This window comes from Collinsella sp. AM20-15AC (assembly GCF_003471405.1).
Classification (GTDB): domain Bacteria; phylum Actinomycetota; class Coriobacteriia; order Coriobacteriales; family Coriobacteriaceae; genus Collinsella.
Map to the genome: position 1 here is coordinate 23,448 of NZ_QRJA01000008.1, position 20,913 is coordinate 44,360.

The 20,913-nt window shown below is 58.3% G+C and carries 19 protein-coding genes and 1 pseudogene; 14 read left to right on the top strand and 6 right to left on the bottom strand.

Translation table 11 applies throughout. The annotated features are described in order from the left end of the window. Nucleotides 1-154 precede the first annotated feature (154 nt). Together DW233_RS03950 and bsh are read left to right on the top strand one after the other, a co-directional pair. Nucleotides 155-574 carry a peptide deformylase gene (locus tag DW233_RS03950; RefSeq protein WP_118266802.1) on the top strand — a complete coding sequence of 140 codons (420 nt, stop codon included), beginning with the start codon at nucleotides 155-157 and terminating at the stop codon, nucleotides 572-574. Between the two features lie 135 nt (nucleotides 575-709). Continuing rightward, nucleotides 710-1,675 (top strand): choloylglycine hydrolase, encoded by a 966-nt coding sequence (bsh, locus tag DW233_RS03955; RefSeq protein ID WP_118266804.1) that lies wholly within the window; start codon nucleotides 710-712, stop codon nucleotides 1,673-1,675. Nucleotides 1,676-1,834: 159 nt separating this feature from the next. Here the strand turns inward: bsh and DW233_RS03960 are convergent. Next, a pseudogene (locus DW233_RS03960) lies at nucleotides 1,835-2,227 on the bottom strand (potassium transporter Kup); the annotation flags it as partial. A gap of 194 nt (nucleotides 2,228-2,421) precedes the next feature. After that, complete coding sequence (locus tag DW233_RS03965; RefSeq protein ID WP_118266806.1) at nucleotides 2,422-3,333, bottom strand: DMT family transporter; 912 nt, start codon at nucleotides 3,331-3,333, stop codon at nucleotides 2,422-2,424. A 118-nt stretch (nucleotides 3,334-3,451) separates the two neighbouring features. Between DW233_RS03965 and DW233_RS03970 the strand changes: the two genes are divergently transcribed. Together DW233_RS03970 and DW233_RS03975 are read left to right on the top strand one after the other, a co-directional pair. Beyond that, complete coding sequence (locus DW233_RS03970; protein WP_231501644.1) at nucleotides 3,452-4,309, top strand: LysR family transcriptional regulator; 858 nt, start codon at nucleotides 3,452-3,454, stop codon at nucleotides 4,307-4,309. 201 nt (nucleotides 4,310-4,510) lie between these two features. Further along, a complete protein-coding gene (locus DW233_RS03975) occupies nucleotides 4,511-5,992 on the top strand; it encodes an aminotransferase class I/II-fold pyridoxal phosphate-dependent enzyme (protein ID WP_118266862.1) in 1,482 nt (493 codons plus the stop codon). A 75-nt stretch (nucleotides 5,993-6,067) separates the two neighbouring features. Here DW233_RS03975 and DW233_RS03980 read toward each other — a convergent pair whose 3' ends face one another. After that, nucleotides 6,068-6,478: a peptide deformylase gene (locus tag DW233_RS03980; protein WP_118266808.1), complete on the bottom strand. Its 411-nt coding sequence runs from the start codon at nucleotides 6,476-6,478 to the stop codon at nucleotides 6,068-6,070. A gap of 204 nt (nucleotides 6,479-6,682) precedes the next feature. Here DW233_RS03980 and DW233_RS03985 point away from each other — a divergent pair, with 204 nt between their 5' ends. Both DW233_RS03985 and DW233_RS03990 read left to right on the top strand, forming a co-directional pair. Then, nucleotides 6,683-8,098, top strand: coding sequence for an MFS transporter (locus DW233_RS03985; RefSeq protein WP_118266810.1), 1,416 nt, complete (start codon nucleotides 6,683-6,685; stop codon nucleotides 8,096-8,098). Between the two features lie 152 nt (nucleotides 8,099-8,250). Beyond that, a complete protein-coding gene (locus DW233_RS03990) occupies nucleotides 8,251-9,153 on the top strand; it encodes a hypothetical protein (protein ID WP_118266812.1) in 903 nt (300 codons plus the stop codon). Between the two features lie 390 nt (nucleotides 9,154-9,543). On the opposite strand, the gene pdxT is transcribed toward DW233_RS03990, so the two are convergent. Both pdxT and pdxS read right to left on the bottom strand, forming a co-directional pair. After that, nucleotides 9,544-10,131, bottom strand: a complete 588-nt coding sequence (gene pdxT / locus DW233_RS03995) for a pyridoxal 5'-phosphate synthase glutaminase subunit PdxT (RefSeq protein WP_118266814.1) — start codon at nucleotides 10,129-10,131, stop codon at nucleotides 9,544-9,546. Between the two features lie 20 nt (nucleotides 10,132-10,151). Then, the gene (pdxS, locus tag DW233_RS04000; RefSeq protein ID WP_022094325.1) at nucleotides 10,152-11,042 is read right to left on the bottom strand and encodes a pyridoxal 5'-phosphate synthase lyase subunit PdxS; all 891 of its coding nucleotides are present in this window, start codon (nucleotides 11,040-11,042) and stop codon (nucleotides 10,152-10,154) included. Between the two features lie 145 nt (nucleotides 11,043-11,187). On the opposite strand from pdxS, the gene DW233_RS04005 reads away from it, so the two are divergent. Further along, nucleotides 11,188-12,624: a PLP-dependent aminotransferase family protein gene (locus tag DW233_RS04005; RefSeq protein ID WP_118266816.1), complete on the top strand. Its 1,437-nt coding sequence runs from the start codon at nucleotides 11,188-11,190 to the stop codon at nucleotides 12,622-12,624. Nucleotides 12,625-13,166: 542 nt separating this feature from the next. Then, nucleotides 13,167-14,048, top strand: a complete 882-nt coding sequence (locus tag DW233_RS04010) for a hypothetical protein (protein WP_117774072.1) — start codon at nucleotides 13,167-13,169, stop codon at nucleotides 14,046-14,048. A 242-nt stretch (nucleotides 14,049-14,290) separates the two neighbouring features. Here the strand turns inward: DW233_RS04010 and DW233_RS04015 are convergent, their stop codons facing one another. Then, nucleotides 14,291-14,854 carry a ferritin family protein gene (locus DW233_RS04015; RefSeq protein WP_070097113.1) on the bottom strand — a complete coding sequence of 188 codons (564 nt, stop codon included), beginning with the start codon at nucleotides 14,852-14,854 and terminating at the stop codon, nucleotides 14,291-14,293. Between the two features lie 254 nt (nucleotides 14,855-15,108). Here DW233_RS04015 and DW233_RS04020 point away from each other — a divergent pair, with 254 nt between their 5' ends. From DW233_RS04020 to DW233_RS04045, 6 genes are all read left to right on the top strand, one after another. After that, the gene (locus DW233_RS04020) at nucleotides 15,109-16,329 is read left to right on the top strand and encodes an iron-containing alcohol dehydrogenase (RefSeq protein WP_117774073.1); all 1,221 of its coding nucleotides are present in this window, start codon (nucleotides 15,109-15,111) and stop codon (nucleotides 16,327-16,329) included. Nucleotides 16,330-16,338: 9 nt separating this feature from the next. Further along, nucleotides 16,339-17,718, top strand: a complete 1,380-nt coding sequence (locus DW233_RS04025) for an aldehyde dehydrogenase (RefSeq protein WP_118266817.1) — start codon at nucleotides 16,339-16,341, stop codon at nucleotides 17,716-17,718. Between the two features lie 91 nt (nucleotides 17,719-17,809). Further along, nucleotides 17,810-18,136 (top strand): HIRAN domain-containing protein, encoded by a 327-nt coding sequence (locus tag DW233_RS04030; protein ID WP_117647459.1) that lies wholly within the window; start codon nucleotides 17,810-17,812, stop codon nucleotides 18,134-18,136. Nucleotides 18,137-18,154: 18 nt separating this feature from the next. After that, on the top strand, nucleotides 18,155-18,334 hold the full coding sequence (locus DW233_RS04035) for a hypothetical protein (RefSeq protein WP_118266819.1): 180 nt from the start codon (nucleotides 18,155-18,157) through the stop codon (nucleotides 18,332-18,334). A gap of 66 nt (nucleotides 18,335-18,400) precedes the next feature. After that, on the top strand, nucleotides 18,401-18,940 hold the full coding sequence (locus tag DW233_RS04040) for a metallophosphoesterase (RefSeq protein WP_233547932.1): 540 nt from the start codon (nucleotides 18,401-18,403) through the stop codon (nucleotides 18,938-18,940). Between the two features lie 139 nt (nucleotides 18,941-19,079). Continuing rightward, on the top strand, nucleotides 19,080-20,837 hold the full coding sequence (locus tag DW233_RS04045) for a DUF2130 domain-containing protein (protein ID WP_118266822.1): 1,758 nt from the start codon (nucleotides 19,080-19,082) through the stop codon (nucleotides 20,835-20,837). Nucleotides 20,838-20,913 lie beyond the last annotated feature (76 nt).

The following is a 20,913-nucleotide window of genomic DNA, read 5'->3' on the forward strand; positions in this document are numbered from 1 at the left end:
TGACACGAACCCACCCACTATATCGCCTTTGTGAAGTTGGTGTTCCTCACATGTTGATGTTCGGCGGTTTGTAACGGACGGGCGGTATCTTTCGCATGAAATTGTGTAGGTACCGTATACTTAAGCGGTTACAACGACCCCTATGGAGGAACGTATGATTAAAGAGCTTTGCCACGACGAGGCTATCCTGTCCCAGCGTTGCGAGGTTGCGACCGTCGAGGACGAGTCGGTTGCTCAGGACCTGATCGATACCATCAAGTCGCTCGACGATGCCGGCTGCCTTGCCGCTAACCAGATTGGCGTTACCAAGAAGGTTTGCGTCTACCTGGACGACGCCGGCGAGCCCCACGTGCTCTACAACCCCCGTCTGGTGTTTGGCCTGGGTGCCAGCAAGATGGAGGAGAGCTGCCTGGCGCACGAGGAGGTCACCAAGTCCACGCGCTATATCAAGTGCAAGGTTGCCTTTGACCAGATCGTCGACGGCAAGATGAAGGAGTGCCGCCGCGACTATGCAGGCTTCGAAGCTCAGATGATCCAGCACATGATTGATCACTGCCAAGGCAAACTTGTCTAGGGTGGTTCAATTGGGGACCGAATTTGCGGTCTTTGTCCCGGGCGTGACATTGTTGTCATGTCCGGGCTTTTTTTGTTTAGCGCCTCTTTGTTTGGTGACAATGAGTTTAGCAAGAACGAAAAGCTAGGAGGCGCTATGTGCACGAGCATTCGATTTACCGATAATTCTGGCCACATGTATCTGGGCCGTAACCTCGACTGGAGCTTTGACTACGGCCAACAGGTTCGCGTGATGCCGCGCGGGTTTCACATTCCGTATTCGTTTATCGACGACGCGACAGCGGCACACGCGGTGATCGGCATGTGCATCGATTACAAGAACTACCCCATGTTCTTCGACTGCGGCAACGATGCGGGCCTCGCCGTGGCGGGTCTCAATTTCCCGGGTTATGCCGAGTATGCCGAGGATCCTGCCGACGGCAAGACCAATATCGCGGCCTATGAGTTTCCCCTGTGGGTGGCAGCGACGTTCTCGACGGTCGACGAGGTCGAGGCTGCGTTGCACGATACGGTGATTGTTGCCAAATCTGCAGGAGAGGGGCTGGGCGTGTCGCTGCTCCATTGGATTATCGGCGACAGGCAGCGTAGCATCGTGGTCGAGATGATGGCTGACGGCCTGCACGTATACGACGATCCGGTCGACACCCTTGCCAACCAGCCGACCTTCCCGTGGCATATGGAAAATCTACGCACCTATATCACCGCCACAAGCGATTTTCCGCAGACGGCGACGTGGCGTGGCGCCGAGCTTAAGCCCTATGGAGCCGGTGCCGGCATGCGCGGCATTCCCGGCGACTGCTATTCGCCGAGCCGTTTTGTAAAGGCAGCGTACCTCAATGCCAATTACCCGCAAAAAGACAGCGAGGCCGAAAACGTCGTCCGCATGTTCCGTTCGCTCGAGGGCGTGGCGATGATCGAGGGAGCGTCCAAGATGGGCGATGGCAAGTTCGAGAAGACCATCTACACCGGATGCTTTAGCGCGCGTACGGGCAATTATTACTACGCGACCTACGATGACCCATCGATTCGCTACGTGAGCCTGATGGATGCCGAGGGCGCGAGCCCCGATGGGCTCGTGGTTCCCGAGCCGCGTCGTTCGTAGCCCATAGCTTTACTGCAATGCAAAATGGCCCTGCATCTCCCGTGAGGTGCAGGGCCACTGTCATCGATGTGTGACGTCGCTAGAAGTTGACGTCGTTGAGCTGGGCACTCTCGAGGCCGTCGAGCTGTTGCTGTTCGGGCGTATCGGCGACGCTTAGGTGTGATGCTGCGGCGGTAGCTCGCCCGACGCCATCAGGTCGCCAACAATCTGGCGCAGGTAGGCGTTGACGCGCTGGTTGACCTTAAAGCCCAGGTCCAAGCGCACGCGGAACAAAAAGTCCGTGCCAAAGGTCTCGACGGAATACTCGTGCGTATAGGGCTCGTCGGTGACATGCACGTTGATGAACCAGTATGCCTTGGCGCGCTTGGGGTGTTTGTCCAGGATGGAGTAGAGCACGTCGCGGTCGAGCGTGAGCGGGTCGGGGCTGTTGGTGAGAAACACGAGGTTGTCGGCGGGCACGGGATAGGTCTCGTCGTTGCGCAGACGGTCGAGCTGATCAATGTACTTGGAGACGGGCAGCAGGATCGTTTGCGTGCGCTCGATGGCGAGGCCGTAGGCGTACTTTTATGCCGTCTTCATACATATATGAGCAGTGTGGCTCATCGGATTATTTAAGACAATAATCCCCAGCTGGGGATTATTCACGTACGCAGGTAGCATTTCAAAATAGGGGCGCATCCGCTGAATGGTTCTGCTGCAATGTGATAACCGCGGACAGACCCTGCTTTGAAACTGAAGAGGGGCTTTTAGGCGCGTGCTGCCTGGGCGATACCGGCCTTGGCGCTTGCGCGTTTGCCGGCGAGTTCGCAAAAGATCGCGCCGCAGATGATAAGCGCGGCGCCCATCAGGCGGACCGGCGTTATGGCTTCGCCCAAGAGGACGGCGGAGAATACGACGGCCGAAAGTGGCTCGAGGTAGCCGACGACCGCGACGGTCTGCACGGGCAGCTTGGCGACGGCACTAAAGTAGAGCAGGCAACCGATGCCGGTGTTGACGACGCCGAGCATAGCGACGGCGCGCCAATCTATGCCTGCGGCGATGCCGGGGGATAAGAACGAGGGGACTCCCTGAGTGGCGAGTGTGAGGACAAGCGCGGTCACAAAGGCAGCGCTCACCTGGAGCGCGGAGTTCTCGAGGCCTTCGATGTGCGGCGCTCTCTTGCTGGCAATGATCATCAATGCATAGCAGAAGGCCGAGGCGATGCCGCAGACGATGCCCACAATGGGCATATTGCCGCCGAGACCTTGCGCCGCAATGAGAAAAGCGCCGCAGGCGACGGCGATAAACCCGGCGATTTTGCCGCCGGTCAGTTTTTCGCCAAAGATAAGCGGTGAGAGGGCCATGACGATGATGGGACCGCAGTAGTACAGCAGCGAGGAGACGCCGACGCCAATCGTCTGATACGCGCGGAACAGAAAAATCCAGCTGGCGCCCAGCGCGGCTCCCGAGAGGAGGAGGGCTGCGGCTTCGCGGGGGCGAGATGGCGCCTGCAACTTATGGCGTTGGGTGATGGCGAGGATGGCGGCAAGCGAGAGTGCGCCCAAAAACGTGCGTAGTAGCACGATATCGGAGCTCGGCAGTGCGATGACGGCGGCGATGATGCCGTTGGAGCCAAACAATAGCAATGCTGCTAAGTACGCAAACAGTCCGTTGTTCATGTGCTGACATCCCCTCTATATCCGAGCATGTTCACTATGGGTGAACTGGCTTTAGAAGAAAAGCGAATATAATGCATGGATAACATGACAAAGACTCATGCAAAGGTGGAGGGGTGCCGTGGAGACGAATATTCAAAAGATGCAGGTGCTGCTCGAGACCGTGCGCGCCGGCAGTTTTACGCGCGCCGCCGAGCGGCTGAGCTATTCGCAGTCGGGCGTGAGCCGTATGGTGGCCGATCTCGAGGCCGACTGGGGCTTTAAAGTGCTCGATAGAAGCCGCGAGGGCGTAGTGCTTTCTGCCGATGGGCGGCAGGTCATGCCGGCAGTCGAGGCGTTATGCGAAGAGTTTGGCCGCCTGCAACGACGGGTGGATGAGATGCGCGGGCTCATGCGCGGCAAAATCTGCATCGGTACGTTTTCGAGTGTGGCGACCCACGTGTTGCCGCCGGTGATTGCGCGTTTTCGCGCCGATCACCCGGACGTCGATTATGAGTTGCTGATGGGCGATTACTCAGAGATTGAACAATGGGTGGCAGAGGGCCGCTGCGATCTGGGCTTTATCCCGCGTGAGCCACGCGGCGCCGGCATGGCGTCGCGGCCGTTGGTGCAAGACGAGCTGATGGCCGTGGTGCCAGCGGACTCCTCGCTTGCCACCGCGGAGATCGTTTCCCTTGCCGATTTGGCCAACGAGCAGTTTATTCTGCTGGAACGCGGTAGCGACGACGAGATCACGCCGCTGTTCCGCCGCGCGGGCCTGGCGGTGCGCTCTAAGCTGTCGACCTGGGATGATTATGCGATTATGGCTATGGTCGAGGACGGCCTGGGCGTGAGCATTCTTCCCGCGCTCATCTTGCGCCGCTGCCAGTTCGATGTTGCCGTGCGTTCGCTCGAAGGGCATCCCCATCGGCAGATCAACGCCATATGCCGCACCGCTGACGTTTCGCTTGCGGCGGCTCGTTTCCTCGAATACCTCTAAACGTGTACACGTCATTGTCCGCTTTGGGCAAATCTCAGAGTCCGGTACATTTTCTTATGAAATTGAACTTTCGAATGAGGTGGCGCGTTATACTGCTGCCTAAATTGAACTTTGGTTCAATTCGTGTTCTATAAATTGAACTTTGCCAGCAAGGAGGTTCCTGTGGCCCAAGAGGCGTTTTGCGATCGCCTGCGACAGACTATGTCCGATCGCGACGTTCGCCAGTCGGACGTGATCCGCGCATCGGAGATGCTCGGCAAAAAACTCGGCAAGAGTCAGATGAGCCAATATGTGAGCGGCAAGACGATTCCGCGGCGTGATGTGGCAGAGCTGCTCGCCCGTATTTTGGAGGTCGATGTTACCTGGCTGCTCGCCGGTGACGCCGATCAAGGCGAGACGTCCTCGTCCCATAACGTTGCCAAATTCGAACCTAGTCCTTCAGCTCAAATTGCAAGGAGCACCACCATGCGTACTTTTTCTAAATCCACCAAACTCGACAACGTCCTGTATGACGTGCGCGGTCCCGTCGTCGACGAGGCCGCCCGTATGGAGGACGAGGGAGAGCGCATTCTCAAGCTCAACATCGGCAACCCGGCGCCCTTCGGTTTCCGCACGCCCGATGAGGTCATCAAGGACATGCGCCAGCAGCTGCCCGACTGCGAAGGCTATTCCAACTCGCGTGGCCTGTTCTCCGCGCGCAAGGCGATCATGCAGTATTCGCAGATCAAGGGCCTGCCCAACGTTCAGATGGAGCATATCTACACGGGCAACGGCGTGTCCGAGCTCATTCAGCTTTCGATGAACGCGCTGCTCGACAATGGCGACGAGATTCTGATCCCCAGCCCCGACTATCCGCTCTGGACGGCGTGCGCAACCCTTGCCGGCGGTCATCCTGTGCACTATCTGTGCGATGAGCAGGCGGATTGGTATCCCGACTTGGAGGATATGGAGTCCAAGATCACGAGCGCGACCAAAGCCCTCGTTATCATCAACCCCAACAACCCCACGGGCTCGGTCTATCCGCGCGAGGTGCTCGAGGGCATCGTTGAGATCGCGCGCAGACACCAGCTCATGATTTTTGCCGATGAGATTTACGACCGCCTGTGCATGGACGGCTACGAGCACGTCTCGATTGCCTCGCTCGCTCCCGACCTGCCCTGCGTCACCTTTAGCGGCCTTTCCAAGTCGCACATGATCGCGGGCTATCGTATCGGCTGGATGGTGCTTTCGGGTAACCAGCGCTGCATGAGCGACTTTATTATGGGCATCAACATGCTCTCGAACATGCGCCTGTGCTCCAACGTGCCGGCTCAATCGATCGTTCAGACGGCACTCGGTGGCCATCAGTCCGTCAACGACTACATCCGCCCCGGCGGCCGTGTCTACGAGCAGCGCAACTTTGTGTATGAGGCGCTCAACAAGATTGATGGCATCTCGGTGGTTAAGCCGCGTGCGGCGTTCTACATCTTCCCCAAGATGGATGTGAAGAAGTTCAACATCACCGATGACGAGCAGTTTGCCCTCGACCTGCTGCACGAGAAGAAGATCCTGATCACGCGCGGCGGCGGCTTTAACTGGGCCGAGCCCGATCACTTCCGCATCGTGTACCTGCCGCGCATGGAAGTACTCAAAGAGTCCCTCGAAGACCTCGCCGACTTCTTCGATCATTACCGCCAGAGCTAGTGGGATAGAAGCTCCGCACTATGAGAAGCTCCCTGCAGTTATTTTTCTGCAGGGAGCTTTCTTGAATCGGCGGAACTATATAACGATTCCGCAACAGTGGTCGATTTCGTGTTGGATGATCTCGGCGGTGTAGCCCGAGAAGTTTTTGATGCGGTGGACGAAATTCTCGTCCAAATACTCAACCTTAATGCGGCGATAGCGGGTACAGGGGCGCTCGCCGGAAAGCGAGAGGCATCCTTCGCTCGTCTGATAGGCATTGCCCTGCTCAAGAATTTGAGGGTTGTACATCAACAGCGCCCTGTTGCCGTCCTTTACGCAGATGATGCGTTTGCGCACGCCGATCATATTGGCGGCGAGGCCCACGCACTCGTGCTCATGCTCATGGAGCGTATCCAGGAGGTCCTGCCCAGTCACGGCGTCATCGGGGCCCGCGTCTTCGGAAGGCAGGCGCAAAAAGAACTCGGATTTCATGATGGGCTTAATCATGGCGGGCTCCTCATGTCTTATGCTTTCGTGGACTTTTAATAATAGCGCGGAAGGAAAGCTGCGCGTCCGCGTTACAATCTTTCGACGTTGGACCATGTTGTCAGATTCGTCGTGTGCGGCGTCTGGCGTAAGTCTAGGGCTCATTTTCGCCCTGGACTGTTCCTCTGGGGCGATGCGACTGTCGTTCCAAGAGGAAGGAAATGCATGGGGAGCAAATCTCAGCAACAAGTTCAAGTAGCGCCATCGGCCACTGCGGCGTTTCTCGTCGTAATGTATATCGCGGCCTTTGTCGCCGCGTTTAACGAGAACATTATTAACGTGGCGTTGCACGACATCATGGCGGTCTTTTCGGTGAGCGCTACCACGGCGCAGTGGCTCGTTTCGGGATACATGATCGTGACGTCGATCTTTACGGCCATCATGGCCTTTCTGTCCGGTCGTTTCTCGACGCGCAAGCTGCTGTTTTTCGCATGCGGATGCATGGTCGCCGGAGAAGTCCTGTGCCTGGTCGCCCCGTCGTTTACCGTTTTGCTGCCAAGTCGTATTTTGCAGGCTGCGGGATCGGGCATCTTGTTTCCGCTCATGATGAATGTGGTGCTATCTTGTGCTCCGCGCGAGAAGCTCGGTCTGTATCTGAGCCTGGGCGGTGCCTGCATTACGCTAGGGCCGGCGTTTGGGCCCGTGATTAGTGGTCTTATGTGCACGTTGTTTGGCTGGAGGGCGGTGTTCGTAGTGCCGCTGGTGGGCGGTGTCGTGGTCGCCGCGGCGGCAGCAAAGCTCGTTCGGAATGTCGGAGAGCGCTCGAACACCACGCTTGATATTCTGTCGGTTGTTTTGCTCGCCGCCGGCATTACGGCGTTTGTGTATTCCGTAGGCGAGTTCTCGACCAATGTGATGGCCGGTATCGCGACGCTTTTCGCCGCTGTTGTGGTGCTCGGCCTGTTTGCGGTTCGTCAGCTCAAGCTCAAGCATCCGGTGCTTAACGTGCGTCCCATGGCGAGCGTTCGTTTTTGGCCTGCATGCCTGCTTGTGGTGGTGTCGATGATGACGACGTTCTCGATGAGCGTTTTGTTGCCGCTCTATTTTGAGGGCGCATACGGCATGACCGCACTTGTCGCGGGTTTGCTCATTTTGCCGGCGATCGCCTGCAACGCCGTGACCTCGATTGTGGGCGGACGCGTGATGGATGCCCGTGGTGCGTGGCCGCTGCTGCCGGTCGGCTTTGCCCTGATCGCTGTGGGGCAGACGGCAATCTCGATGACCGCGGCAAGCATGAACATCGGCGTTGTCGTGCTGCTGACCTTTGTGGTGTATGCCGGCGTCGGTTTGGTACTGAGCCCCTCGCAGACCGCCGGTTTGGAGACGCTTCCCGCCGCTGAGCATCCTCACGGAACGGCATTGCTTAACACGTGGAACATGATTGCCGCGTCGTTTGGTCCGTCGCTGTTTATCGGCCTGCTTTCGAGTTCTGCGGTGGCTGCTGGAGCCGCAGGCGTTGCGTCGGACGTTGCCCAGGCGATAGGATTTGCAGCCGCCGTGCGCGTGGCGGCCGTGATTGCCGTTGTCGGGTTCGCGGTGTCGCTGGTGTACGCTCGCCGCGAGTCGCACATGTCGCATTAATGTGTGCACATAGATTCTGCAGCTAGATTGGATGGCGACACCATAAACTAATGGACGTTTTGCCGAGAGGCATGAATGTATAAAGCGCAAAGAGTGCGCGACGGGCCCCGCGAATGGGGCGATGATGCCCGAGAGGGCCAAGAAGGAGTCTCATGTCTGAGAACGAAGAGATCATGAACGAGACCGAGAACGAGACCATGGCTGCCGAGGTCGAGGCAGTCGAGACCGTGGAGACCGAAGGTGCCGAGGTTGAGGCTGCTGACGAGGTTTCCGCCGAGGAGGCCGAGGTTGTCGAGGCCGCCGCTGATTACGATGACGAAGAGCTGATGGACAAGATGCAGAAGGCCGCCCGCCTGCTGCGCAGCCGTCGCTTTGCTATTTCCAAGGAGGAGGAGGCCAAGGCCGAGCGCATGGCGAACATCGAGCGCGCCATCAAGCTTCTTGACCTCAAGCCCAAGATGGAGCAGAAGGAAATGTCCGACCTGCTGGGCATGCGCCTTCGTGAGCTCGATGGCCTGATGGCCGAGGCCGAGGCTGCCGATCTGGTCGGCCGCATCGACGACGCCGAGGGCGATATGCGCAAGATCGTTGTCTTCGCTGCCGAGGATGCCGCTGAGGGCCTGGTCGAGCTTGCCAACAAGAAGGAGAAGCTCCTGCCCGAGCTTTCTTACGAGGAGGCTACCGAGCTGATGGCCGCTCTCGATAAGGTTATCGCTCCGCTCGTCGCCATGGGCCTGGACGAGGACCGCGGTCCTCGCGGTGGCCGTGGCGGCGACCGTGGCGGTCGCGGCGGCTTTGGCGATCGCGGTGGCCGTGGCGGCGACCGTGGCGGTCGCGGTGGCGATCGCGGTGGCCGTGGCGGCTTTGGCGACCGTGGCGGCGACCGTGGCGGCGACCGTGGCGGTCGCGGCGGCTTTGGTGGCAACCGTGGTGGCTATGGCGATCGCGGTGGCAACCGTGGCGGCTTTGGCGGCAACCGTGGTAACGACCGCGGCGGTCGCGGTGGCGACCGTGGCGGCCGTAACGGCGGCGGCTTCCGCGGCAACCGTTTCTAGGGGTTACGCGGTTCTACGAACCGCGTAACTAGTTGACGCTGCAAACCCGCCAGAACGGCAATCTGCCTTTCAACTTCGGCGGCATGATCAAAAAATCAATGCCGCCTCGTTTCAAGGCACCTTGCTCGCTCTGGCGGGTTTTCGCTGTCGGTACCAAGGCATCGGCGTTGCCTTGATCCAAACCTACCAAAAGGGGACAGGTTTATTTGGTCGGTTTTATCTGGACAAACGTGGTCGTCTATCGCAATGTGGTCGTTGGGGACGTTCTTGTTTGACTAGTCGTTTAAGAACGTCCCCAACGACTACATAGCATGAGAGTGGATAATCTCCCGGTTTGAGTCTGCATTCAAGCTCAAAGTGGGAGATTATCCACTCTCGTTTTTGTTCTACCTACATTTGTAGGAACAGTTCGTGGAGGCGGGTGTCTTCATCGAGTTCGGGGTGGAAGGTTACGCCGAGCTGGTTGCCCTGGCGGGCGGCGACGATGCGGCCATCGACCTCTGCCAAGGCCTTGGCGTCGCCGTGGACCTCGACGATGCGGGGCGCGCGGATAAATGTCAGCGGCACTTCACCGTCGATGCCGTCTACCTGTCCCTTGGTGCGAAAACTGCCGAGCTGTCTGCCATAGGCATTGCGCTCAACGAGCACATCCATGGTTGCCAAACGCGGCGTGCCCTTATCGTCATGAGCGGCAAGGTCGTGAGCCAGCAGAATCAGGCCGGCGCAGGTGCCCAGGACGGGCATGCCTTCAGCGATACGGTTACGAAGCTCCTCGAGCATGCCCAACTCATCAAGCAGTTTCCCTTGAACGGTAGACTCGCCGCCGGGAAGTACCAGACGGTCAAAGTTCTGCTTCAAATCAGCCGCCTGCCTCAGCTCAATACAGCGTGCGCCCAGCTCAGATAGCCTTGCCTCATGCTCGGCAAAAGCGCCTTGGACCGCCAGCACGGCAACCGTTTGGTGTGCATAATCGCTCATGTGCGATCCTTTCTGCTGGACTAGCGCCCGCGCTCCTCCATGATGATCTCGATCTCGTCGGCGTTGATGCCCACCATGGCCTCGCCCAGGTCCTCCGAAAGCTCGGCGATGAGCTTGGCGTCGGTGAAGTTTGCCACGGCCTTGACGATGGCGGCGGCGCGCTTGGCGGGGTCGCCGCTCTTAAAGATGCCCGAGCCAACAAAGACGCCCTCGGCGCCCAGCTGCATCATCAGCGCGGCGTCGGCGGGGGTCGCGACTCCGCCGGCGGCAAAGTTTACGACGGGGAGCTTGCCCGTGGCATGGACCTCGCGCACCAGCTCGACCGGAACCTGCAGCTGCTTGGCTGCCTCAAAGAGCTCGTCGTCGCGCAGGGCAACAACGTCGCGGATCTGCTTTTGGATCTTGCGCATGTGGCGCACGGCCTGGACGACGTCGCCCGTGCCCGGCTCGCCCTTGGTGCGAATCATCGTGGCGCCCTCGGCAACACGGCGCAGCGCCTCGCCCAGATCGCGGGCGCCGCAGACAAATGGCACGTCAAACTGGGTCTTGTCGATGTGATAGACGTCATCGGCAGGGGAGAGGACCTCGGACTCATCGATGTAATCGATCTCGATGGCCTGCAGGACCTGCGCCTCGACAATGTGACCGATGCGACACTTGGCCATAACGGGGATGGAGACGGCCTCCTGGATGCCCTTGATCATCTTGGGATCACTCATGCGCGAGACGCCGCCTGCGGCGCGGATGTCGGCCGGGATACGCTCGAGCGCCATGACGGCGCAGGCGCCCGCCTCCTCGGCGATGCGTGCTTGCTCGGGCGTGGTGACGTCCATGATGACGCCGCCCTTGAGCATCTGCGCGAGTTCGCGATTGAGTTTGACGCGATCGGCCTTGCTGGTCTGTTCTGCCATGGTTGCTCCCTTGGTTGGCATGTACATTGCTTGACGGAACATCCTATCGGGGAGCTGGGTATGGCGAAATACTCAGTTTTCGAGATAATAACAAGGTCAGACTAATGCCAGATTGAATGATTCGATAAGGTCAGGTGATAGACCCATGCTTGACTACAATTTGGAAAATCGCGGCGAAGCATCGCTTTATGAGTATGTTTACCAGCAAATTCGCGATGATATTGTTGCTGGCCGTATTGCGGCGGGGGAGCATCTGCCGTCTAAGCGCGCCTTTGCGAGTCATTTGGGTATCAGTGTCATTACCATCGAGAATGCATATAGCCAGTTGCTTGCCGAGGGCTATATTTGCTCGATGCCGCGTCGTGGCTACTACGCGTGCGAGCTTCCGGATGCGCCGGTTTTGGCTTTTGCTGCGGGGGATATCGACCGAGATGCTGTCCCTGTTGGTCCCAGCGCGCATGATGCCATGGGGCAGGCAGAGCGATTCGACGCACTTTCTCCTTCCGCTTTGGAGGCGGCGCGGCTTTGGCAAAGTGCGCTACGGGCGACGCTGACGTCCGAAGACGAACGTGAAATCTTTTCGCCCGCACCGGCGCAGGGCACCGCTCGACTGCGACGTGCAATTGCGCACCATCTGCGCGGGACAAGGGGCATGAATGTCAATCCCGACAATATCGTTATCGGTGCGGGCGCCCAGCTGCTCGATACCATGTTGGTTCAGTTGCTTGGCGCGGACAAGGTGTATGCCGTCGAGGATCCAGGCTATTTGCGCTTGACGCGCATCTATCAGGCCATGGGTTGCGAAGTGCGGCATGTCCCGTTGGATGCTGAGGGCGTGGACTTGAGCGCGCTGCAGAAAACCGGGACCGATGTCCTTCATCTGATGCCGTCTCATCAGTATCCGACCGGTCTTGTGACGAGCATTGCGCGTCGCTATGCGCTGCTGAGCTGGGCCGCCGAGCGACCAGGTCGGTATCTCATCGAAGACGACTTTGATTGTGAGTTTCGCCTTGCCGGCAAGCCGATTCCCGCGCTCGCGTCGATCGATGCCGCCCAGTCGGTTATCTACACCAACACGTTTTCGAAGAGTCTTTCATCGGCGTTGCGTTTGGCGTACATGGTGCTGCCCGATGAACTAATGGAGAGGTTTAAACGCAACCTTGGTTTCTACGCCTCGTCGGTAAGTTCTGTTGATCAGGTTGCCTTGGCGCGTTTGCTGGAATCGGGTGATTACGAGCGACATGTGAACCGCGTGCGCGCTCGTGCTCGTGGGGCGCGTGATGGCCTGGCGGCGCTTGTACGGAAAACGTTTCCGGCAGGGGAAGTCTCGATCGAGTACGCGGACGCCGGCCTTTACTGCGTCGTGGCCGTGGAGTGTGACGCGGGCGGAAGCTCTTTTGCACGGGCCCTCACGCGCTCGAGCATCCCTTTTATCGATATCGGTGACTGTTTTTGGTGTGCCGATGGCGCATCTGTCCCTGAAAACTCAACTCAAATTCTTGTTCAGTATGACGATCTGAGTCCAAAAGTACTAACTACCTTGGAATTGCAGCTAATGGGGAGCACTCTGCAACCTAAGTGAGTAGACTTTTAGCACTTTGGCGACCAGACAGTTTTGTAACAAGCTATCTACCTGCGGTTTTGAAAAGCAGGATGACCGGCCTGCTCGGGATGTTCAAAAAAGTCTACTCACTTGCCGCGCAAAGCTCCTGCATGAGAAAAAAATGGGGTTTTCAACAGGGCTTCGTCCAGCTCTCGGCAAGCTTTTGGCCAGTTGGGGAGGGCTGTTGAAAACTTGGCAGTCCGTTCGGCGCCATTTTTGGTGCGTTCGCGCCAATGCGTGACTGACTGGGTTGAAATTCGTGTTTTCCTGTGCCTATGAAGGATCTACTTTGTGACATATCAGCTTTTAGGTACTGGCGTTTGCCTCCTCAAGTCCGCGCTTTGTGTCCGCCGCTTCCACGACCGGAAGAAGACCGGCAGCGATATGATCTCGCCCGCAACCCGACGGCTGCGGTCGCGCTCGGTTTTCCGTTGTATACATTGGTTCGGACGAGAAACAAACGGACTTGTCCTGCCAGCATTAGGCAGCGGCTGTTTCTTGGTGAGCTTCCCAGGGAATCCGTGCTGGAAACGGAGCATGGGGTTTTGATTACGTCTCCTCTACTGACGGCATTCATCATGTTGCGGCATCTGACGGATCTTCAGCTTCTTTTGGTATTGGCGGAGATGTGTGGCTTGTTTGCGGTGTGTGCCCTGCCGGCGGCACTTGAGGCGGAGCTTTCGCGTGCAATTGATTCGGGCGCGATTTCGACAACGTTCGGTTGGGTGCGCTGCCCGTCCGAGGACGGCACCGCCTCAAATTTATGGCGTCGAGACGCTTTGGTTTTGGGCGGAGACCTTGACCGTTTTTGTTCAGATGTTTGTGGGATGCGTTACGGCAAGCGATTTGTCGCGGTATCGCATCTCGTTCCACTGGGTGCCGCATCGCCTTTTGAGGTTGAGACGTATTTGTTGCTTGGGTTGCCACGATCATTGGGAGGCGAAGGTTTTTGCGGCATAGAGCTCAATGTCGAAGTGGCGCTAAGCGCAAGTGCTCGGGCGATTGTAGGCAAGTCCCGTGTATATATCGACCTACTTCTTTCTTCGCCGGACGGAGAGCGACAGGTGGCCATTGAATGCCAAGGAAAGGGCTCACACGGGCGAGCCGGGGATGGTTTGCGTGACGCCGACCGCATGACGGCGCTTCAGGCCATGGGCTACGATGTATTTCTCCTGACACACGGACAGATATCCGATGATGATAGATTCCATGCGATTGTTAAGGCCGTATGCAGGTTGCTCGATGTTGAATATCGCGATAAAAGCTTGGAGGAGCAAGGGGCCGAGGCATTGCTTCGGTCTGAGCTATTCGTTGACTGGTCAAAACTGGGAGAAATCGACAAAAAGATGCCCGTTAGACACAAAAAGGCCCGATCATGGACGGTTGCAAATCTAAGTGAGTAGACTTTTAGCGTGATGGCGACCAGATTGTTTTGCGGCAAGCTATCTACCTGCGGTTTTATAAAGCAATACGGGTGGTCTGCTCGACAAGTTCCCAAAAGGCTACTCACTTAGTTTTTGACGCGAAGCCGATGTCAAAGGTGGTCCTATTTTTGGGACGTTAACTGGTTTGCAAGACACGAAAAAGGCCCGAACCATGCGGTCCGGGCCTTATAAAGCTAGAGAATGTCTCTCAGGCGTTTGGCTTAGCCAAAGTAGCGCTTGAGCAGGCCGGCGAAAGCCTTGCCGTGGCGAGCCTCGTCGCGAGCCATCTCGTGCACGGTGTCGTGGATGGCATCGAGGCCAGCGGCCTTGGCGCGCTTGGCAAGATCGGTTTTGCCGGCGGTGGCGCCGTTCTCGGCCTCAACGCGCATTTCGAGGTTCTTCTTGGTGGAGTCGGTCACGACCTCGCCCAGGAGCTCAGCGAACTTGGCGGCGTGCTCGGCCTCCTCGTGGGCAGCCTTCTCCCAGTACAGGCCGATCTCGGGATAGCCCTCGCGATGAGCGACGCGAGCCATGGCCAGGTACATACCGACCTCAGAGCACTCGCCCTCAAAGTTGGCGCGCAGATCGGCAACGATGTCCTCGGAGACACCCTCCATCTTGGCGACGCCCACGACGTGCTCGGCAGCCCACTCGAGCTGACCCTCTTCCTGCTTCAGGAAACGAGAACCGGGAACGCCGCACTGGGGGCACTTGAAATCCTCGGGCAGCTGGTCGCCGTCGAACTCTTCCACATAACCGCAAACGGGGCAAACAAACTTCATAATTCGATCCTTTCGATCGATGGCGATGGCGCGCTCGTCCGGTCCCGTAAGGGCCCTCTCCGGACGTGCGTCTTGACGAGTTCTATTATCCATAAATGCGACCGAATGTGAAGCCTATTAGGAATGATTTTTAATAAAACAATTTTGGGCATGTGAAGATGTTGATTGATTAACGATTGCTAGACCTCGTGCGACCTCCGATGAGTACAATCGGTCGAGCAAATGTTGACCTATCAACAAATGAAGGAGTTTCCTTTATGCATCTAGCCCGTCGTGCCTGGTGTCGAACATATCAGACGGTTTTTCGCATTGCATTGCCAATCCTGCCCTATACCGAGCCGCGCATTTTAGAGCATGCCGAGGATGTGCCCGCGGTGCTTCAAAAGCGCTCGATCCAGAAGGTCCTTATCGTGACGGATCCCGGCATTGCCCGTCTGGGGCTCACGGCACCGCTCGAGACAGCGCTCGCGTCCAAGGGAATTGGCGTTGCGGTCTATGCCGAAACACGTGCGAACCCCACGGTCTCAAACGTGGAGGAAGCGGCGTCCCTGTATCGCGCGAGCGCTTGCCAGGCCATTATCGGCTTTGGTGGCGGTTCGGCCATGGACTGTGCCAAGGGTGTGGGGGCGCGCATTGCGCAGCCATACAAGCCCATCAACAAGATGCGCGGCCTGCTGCGCGTTCATCGTCGCCTGCCGCTGCTCATCGCCGTTCCCACCACGGCAGGTACGGGTAGCGAGGTCACGCTCGCAGCGGTCATTACCGATGACGAGTCGCACTACAAGTACCCCATTAACGACTTTGTGCTTATCCCGCGCTTTGCGGTGCACGACCCCGAGTTTACGCGCGGCTTGCCCGCCTCCATTACGGGGCAGACGGGCATGGATGCTCTGACGCATGCCGTCGAGGCCTTTATCGGGCGCAGCACCACGCCCTATACGCGCAAGATGGCGCGTCAGGCGGTGCAACTCATCCGCGATAATTTGCTCGAGGCCTATGAGCATGGCGACAACATGCGTGCGCGCCGCAATATGCTTTCGGCGGCGTATAAAGCGGGTGTTGCCTTTACGCGCTCATACGTGGGCTACGTGCATGCCATTGCACACAGCCTGGGCGGACGATACGGGATTCCGCACGGCTTGGCCAACGCGATCATCCTGCCGCACATGCTTCGCGCTTATGGTGACGCCGCCGCCCCCAAGCTCGCCGATCTTGCTCGCATGGCGGGCATTGCGCCGGCTACCGCGCAGGACGGTCTTGCGGCCGAGGCCTTTATCGATTGGGTCGACCGCATGAACGTTGCCCTGGGTATCCCCAAATATGTGACAGGCATTCGCCGCTCCGACATTCCCGAAATGGCAACGCACGCCGATGCCGAGGCTAATCCGCTGTACCCCGTTCCGCTTTTAATGGACCGCTTGGAGCTCGAGCGTATGTACGAGGTCGTCGCGGGTGGTATGCTTGAGGACGAGAACTAGGAGGGCGCCATGAACACCGAGGAAATTGCGCGCATCGTCGGCGATCAGCGCGCCTACTTTAAGACGCACGCCACGTTTGATGTCGATGCTCGACGTCGTGCGCTCGTGAGTTTACGCGATGCGGTACGGGCCCACGAGGCCGATATTGCCCATGCGCTCAAGACCGATTTGGGAAAGTCGCATGACGAGGCCTATATGTGTGAGATCGGCACATCGCTTTCCGAGATTCGCCATCAGATTGCGCATGTGGCTCGATGGAGTCGTCCGCGCCTGCGTCCGTGTGACCTCGCCAACGCCGTGAGTGTGTGCAAAACGCAAGCCGTGCCCTATGGCGTCACGCTCATTATGGCGCCCTGGAACTACCCGTTTTTGCTAACGCTCGAACCGCTTGCCGGCGCCCTTGCCGCGGGCAATACCGTGGTCATCAAGCCGAGCGCATATGCTCCGGCATCGAGCGCGGTGCTCAGGCAAATCTGTGAAGAGGCATTTGATCCGCGTCTGGTGACGGTTGTCGAGGGCGGCCGCGCCGAAAACGAAGCGCTGCTCGATGAGTGCTGGGACAAGATCTTCTTTACCGGTAGCGTTCCGGTCGGCAAGCTCGTCATGGAGCGCGCGAGCAAAAACCTCACGCCCGTGACGCTTGAGCTGGGCGGCAAGAGTCCCTGCATCGTTGATGCGACGGCAAACTTGAAGGTCGCGGCACGGCGTATCGCCTTTGGTAAATGGCTCAACGTAGGGCAGACCTGCGTGGCGCCCGACTACCTGCTGGTCGATACGCGCGTGCACGACGAGCTGCTGGGACTCATCAAGGAGGAAGCCCGTCGTATGTTTGGCGAGCACCCGCTCGACAACGAGGATTACGGTCACATCGTCAACGCCAAGCATTTTGCGCGTGCGCGCGGGCTGATCGATCCCGATAAGGTTGTGCTGGGAGGTACCGCGCGCGAGTCGTCGCTCAAAATTGAGCCGACGATCCTAGACGGCGTGGCCCCCGATGACGCCGTGATGCAGGAGGAGATTTTCGGCCCCATCTTGCCGGTGCTGACGTTTGAGAGCTTAGACGAGGCCGAAGCGTTTATTACGGATCGTCCGACGCCGCTGGCCCTGTATATCTTTAGCCAGGATCGCGCGGCTCAGCAGCGCTTTGTGCGCTACGTGCCCTTTGGCGGCGGCTGTGTTAATGACACCATTATGCATTTGGCTACGAGTCATATGGGCTTTGGCGGCATGGGAGCGAGCGGTATGGGGCAGTACCATGGACGCGAGAGCTTCGATACGTTTAGCCACAAGAAGAGCATCGTGAACAAGGCAACGTGGTTGGACGTGCCATTCCGCTATGCCCCTTATGCAAGCTGGAAGCACAAGTTCGTGCGCATGTTTGTGCATTAGAATCAGATAAGGATGAATTTATGTCCGCACGGGCCCGTAGACTTCTCGATAAGGTTGAGTGCCGGGTATCCCGGCCGTTAGAGGAGCTGCTATGTACGAGCCTTCACGTGTTCTTCTGTCGTTTCACATTGCGGGATTTCAGTATGCCGACGGCGCCTTGGTCTTGGGCGATCTTAAAGCGGGCGATAAACTGACGCTGCGTGCCGAACGTGATAATCCTCACGACCCCGAGGCGGTTGCGATCTATTATGGCAAGACCAAGCTTGGCTATGTTCCGGGAGACGAGGTTGGCCCGCTGTCCTTGATGATGTATTACGGGCATGGGGACGTATTTGAAGCCCGTGTGCAGCAGGTTGCTCCCGAGCGCAGCCCGTGGCATCAGGTGCGCGTTGGACTCTATGTGGTGGATGCCCGCTAGTCGGCAATGGAGGCGGTCATGGTTGATGACGACGACCTGTTCGATCTGACAGACGATCCGTTTGAGTGGGATATGCTGCTCGATGACGATGAGTTGGAGCAGGACCGGAAGAAGCGGCAGGACAAGAACGCCCAGGGTGATGCGTCGAAAAAGAAAGACAAACGCCGCCGAGGTCCGTTCGTCGGGCTCTTTGGCTAACCGACGCGCCAAAGCGTCTGTATACTAGGCACGTGTTAGACACGTTGCGAAATGAGGATACAGACGATGATGTGGTTTACCGCCGACCTGCACCTGGGCGATACGAATATCTTGCACGATATGGATCGGCCGTTTGATTCGGTCGAGGAGATGAACCGCAAGGTCATCGATGCCATCAATGAGTGCGTGGCGACGGACGACCGTCTCTATATTTTGGGTGACTTTACCTATCGTTTGCCCCTGGCGGAGGCGGTGCGCCTGCGCGAGCGTATCGAATGCCAGAACGTGACGCTCATCCGTGGTAACCATGACGGCGACTGGGAAGATCCGGACGCGCCGCGCATTTGGGATGAGGTACGCGATTATCTGGAGGTTGCTCCCGGTTACGCTAAGGGTCATCGCCTGGTGATGAGCCATTACCCCATGCTCAGCTGGAATGGCAAGGCGCGCGGCGCCATCATGCTGCACGGGCATATCCACAGCAGGGGAGACCGCGCCAACGCGCGCAACCGCGATCGCCCCATTCTTCGCTACGATGTGGGCCTCGACGCCAACGACTACAAGCCCGTAAGCCGAGACCAGATCCTAGGCTTTTTTGGACTGTAATTCTCGAACCACCACAAGATGGGCCAGGCACCTTTACCGTGGTTCTGGCGCCGTTGCCATTATGGCAGCGGCGCCTTTTTTGTCCGCGCGGCGCGGTAGAGTGTAGACGGTTTAAATTTGCGTCCATCGAGGAGCTGCCATGAACGAGATCAAGTGCCCGCATTGCGGCGAAGTGTTTAAGGTCGATGCGTCCGGCTATGCGGATATCGTCAAACAGGTGCGCGATGCCGAGTTCTCGCGCGATCTTGATGAGCGTGTGAAGGCGGTCCAGCGCGAGGGCGAGCAGGCGCTGGAGCTTGAACGCTCGCGTTCGACGGCCGCTTTGCAAAAGGCGGAGTCCCAGCGTAACGCCCAGCTTATCGAGCAGAAGAATGCCGCAGCTCAACAGCTGGCACAAGAGGTCGCCAAGCGCGATGCCGAACTTGCCAAGCTGCGCGCCAAGCTCGAGGGCGCTGCTGCAGAGCGCGAGAGCGCAAGCCAGCGTGCGGCGGTAGAGGCCCGCGCCGATGCTCAAAAGGAGAATGCCGAGCTCCAGCGCGAAATCGACAGCTTGCGTGCACAGTTGGGACGTAAGGATGACGAGGCCAGGCTTGCCGAGTCGGAGGCGCGCAACGCTGCTCAAAGCGATCTGGCCGCACGCGATGCGCAGATTGCCGAGCTGCAGGCCAAGCTTGCCGCGGCGGACAAGGCCCAGGAGATGGCGCTCGCCGCTGCTACGGCTGAGTCGCAGCGTGAGCTCGATGCCGCTCGCAGCGAGGCCGAACGTACGCTTGCTGACTATCAGGCGAAGGTGCAGGAGAAGTTTTCTGCCGCAAAGGCTCAGTCTGAGCAGGAGGCCGAGGGCCTGCGCGCCCAGCTACGCGAGCAGGAGCTGACGGCAAAAATGAACCTGTCAGAGGCGGTTGCCGCGGCGGAGCGAGAGCGCGACGAGGCGCGTGCCAAGCTGACGAACGAGCTGGCGGTGCGCGATTCGCGCGAGGAGCAGGCCAAGGCGGCACACGAGCTCGAACTTGCGCAGACCAAGCGCGCGAACGAGGAGCTGATTCGCTATAAGGATGAAGAGATTGAGCGCCTTAAGGACATGAAGGTCCGCCTGTCCACCAAGATGGTGGGCGAGTCGCTCGAGCAGCACTGCGAGACCGAGTTTAACCGCCTACGCATGACGGCGTTTCCCAACGCGTACTTCGAGAAAGACAACGATGCGTCCGAGGGCACCAAGGGCGACTTTATCTTCCGCGAGTGTGACGCGAGCGGCAGCGAGATCATTTCGATCATGTTCGAGATGAAAAACGAGAACGACGAGACCGCGACCAAGCATAAGAACGAGGATTTCTTTAAGAAGCTCGATCACGATCGTCGCCAGAAAGGCTGTGAGTACGCGGTGCTCTGCACGTTGCTCGAGCCCGAGAGCGAGCTTTATAACGCAGGAATCGTGGACGTGAGCTATCGCTACGAGAAGATGTACGTGATCCGCCCACAGTTTTTCATTCCCATGATTACGCTGCTGCGCAACGCCGCCATGGGTTCGCTTCGCTATAAGCAGGAACTGGCGGAGTACAAACAGCAAAATATCGATGTCACGAACTTCGAAGCCAAGATGGAGAAGTTCAAGGATGGCTTCTCGCGCAACTACAACTTGGCGAGTAAGCAATTCGAGTCGGCAATCAAGGAGATCGATGCCGCCATTAAGCAGCTCGAGAAGACCAAGGACGACCTGCGCCGCAGCACCGAGAACCTGCGTCTTGCCCACAACAAGGCCGATGAGCTTACCATCCGCAAGCTCACATGGGGCAACAAGACCATGAAGGCAGCGTTTGACGAGGCGCATGAGGCTACACCAGAGACAAACGATGAGCCAGCCGAGGCAGATTCGTATGAGGTCGAGGATGCCGAGTAAGGCATAGCGGATATTGCAAGAGCGGGGCCGCTGGCGATGTTGCCAGCGGCCCCGCTTCGTTTCGTTCCATTATGTT